We start from the raw sequence: 1,135 nt of genomic DNA on the forward strand, positions 1-1,135 counted from the left end.
TCAGATGTGTATAAGAGACAGGGTGGGACGCACGGGTACGACCTCCTGCTGGCCGACGTCGTTGTGGCCGTGTTCGGTTGCCCGAACGTAGAAGCAGGGGTCGGGTCAGGTCAATGACCTTGCGGGGGCGGTGCGCACTCCCGGTACCGAGTCGTGACCCGGCGTGTCCGTCGTGACCCGTTGCGCGGACTTCGTGACCCGTGGTGCCCGGCGTCCGCTCAGCCCTTCACCCACCGGTACTGCAGCTCCGGACGGCCGACCTGTCCGTACTGGGGACTGCGGCCGGCCCGCCCGGCGTCCACCAGGTGCTCCAGGTAGCGCCGGGCGGTGATCCGCGAGATGCCGACCGCCTCCGCCACGCCGGTCGCGGTCAGCCCCTCCGCGCTGTCGCGCAGGGTCCGGGTGACCCGCTCCAGGGTCGGCGCGCTCAGCCCCTTCGGCAGGGCGGCCGGGCCGGGCGCCCTGAGCGTGGCCAGCGCCCGGTCGACCTCGTCCTGGCCGCTGGCCTCGCCGGCCGAGGCGTGGAACTCGGCGTAGCGCACGAGCCGGTCCCGCAGAGTGGCGAAGGTGAACGGCTTGAGCACGTACTGCACCACCCCCAGCGACACGCCCTCCCTGACGACGGCCAGGTCGCGCGCGGACGTCACCGCGATGACGTCCGCGTGGTAGCCGGCGGCGCGCAGCGAGCGGGCCAGCTGCAGGCCGTGCACGTCCGGCAGGTGCAGGTCGAGCAGGAGCAGGTCCACGGGCGTGCGGTCCAGCGCCCGTCTGGCCTCCGCCCCCGTGTGGGCCTTGCCGACCGCGGTGAACCCGGGCACCCGCCCCACGTACAGGACGTGCGCGTCCGCCGCGACGGGGTCGTCCTCGACGACCAGGACATGGATGTCCTTGTGCGGCGCAGACGTGCTCATGGGGTGCCTCCGTACGGGGTGACCACGTGCTGCGGCCCGGACCCGGGCCTGGGCCCGGCTCCGGACCCGGACCCGGCGGGCTCGGAAGTGGTCCCGGCGGGGCCGGAACCGGAGCCGGGGCCTGTCTCCGGGGCGGTTGCGGTGGCCGCCGGGGCCGGCAGGGGCAGGCGGACCTCGAAGGACGCGCCGCCGCCGGGGCCCGTCGTCACCGTCAGGGTGCCCTC

The 1,135-nt window shown here is 74.5% G+C and carries 1 protein-coding gene and 1 pseudogene; both read right to left on the reverse strand.

Going from position 1 to position 1,135, the window contains the following annotated elements:
* Positions 1-218 precede the first annotated feature (218 nt).
* On the reverse strand, positions 219-911 hold the full coding sequence (locus FGF04_RS39350) for a response regulator (RefSeq protein ID WP_149516184.1): 693 nt from the start codon (positions 909-911) through the stop codon (positions 219-221).
* A pseudogene (locus FGF04_RS40760) lies at positions 908-1,135 on the reverse strand (histidine kinase); the annotation flags it as partial. The pseudogene FGF04_RS40760 and the gene FGF04_RS39350, both read right to left, overlap by 4 nt.

This window comes from Streptomyces apricus (assembly GCF_008369065.1).
Classification (GTDB): Bacteria; Actinomycetota; Actinomycetes; order Streptomycetales; family Streptomycetaceae; genus Streptomyces; species Streptomyces apricus.

What these genes read in the sequence shown, in the direction of transcription:
- FGF04_RS39350 (WP_149516184.1), bottom strand. Translation starts at nt 911, where the DNA reads ATGAGCACGTCTGCGCCGCACAAGGACATCCATGTCCTGGTCGTCGAG.